The 548-nt window shown below is 65.3% G+C and carries 2 protein-coding genes; one reads left to right on the plus strand and one right to left on the minus strand.

Annotation, left to right across the window (positions count from 1 at the left end; all coding sequences use genetic code 11):
* On the plus strand, positions 1–214 hold a 214-nt coding region (locus tag GY769_22080; protein ID MCP4204606.1), incomplete at its 5' end, for a hypothetical protein.
* A gap of 169 nt (positions 215–383) precedes the next feature.
* Here GY769_22080 and GY769_22085 read toward each other — a convergent pair.
* On the minus strand, positions 384–548 hold a 165-nt coding region (locus GY769_22085; GenBank protein MCP4204607.1), incomplete at its 5' end, for a hypothetical protein.

Genomic DNA, 548 nt, shown 5'->3' on the forward strand with positions numbered 1-548 from the left:
GCGGCGGATCAACCTGACGCTCGGCGTCGATGAGGGACGCCTGACGCCGGCCAAGCGACTGCCCCGCGACGGCGTCCGGCTACCGGCCTTCGAGCCGGGCGGACAGTCCGAGTGGGAATTCTTTCTCGGCGGCGCGATCTACGCTGTGGAGGGCAAGCTGATCGTGAACGACCTCCTAGGTGACTGGTGTGAAAGGGCCGCCTGGGGGAGCTGATTCTGCCACCAGGGTGGTTTCGACGCCGGGCTTTCGATTGTTGCTCCGTGCTGGGTTAGTGCGCTGTTCGGGGTTCATGGCGCGGTCCGGTCGAGTCTGGCGATTCTAGGGCGCTCATCCGGTTCTCAGAGGCCGAAATCCGGTTCTCCAGGCCGTTCCGGCGCCCGATCTAGGCCATTTCCGCCACCCAACCGAGAGTTGTCCATTGGATCCCGAGCACGGCGAGGCGCGCTAGATTGTGGGCTGCGGCGAGGAGGTTGAAGTCAGCATCCACTTTGGCTTGGCCGAGAACCCGTGAGCGACGTCCGCCATGTCGGCGCCGCATCAGGTGGCC

This window comes from bacterium (assembly GCA_024224155.1).
GTDB lineage: Bacteria > Acidobacteriota > Thermoanaerobaculia > Multivoradales > JAHEKO01 > CALZIK01.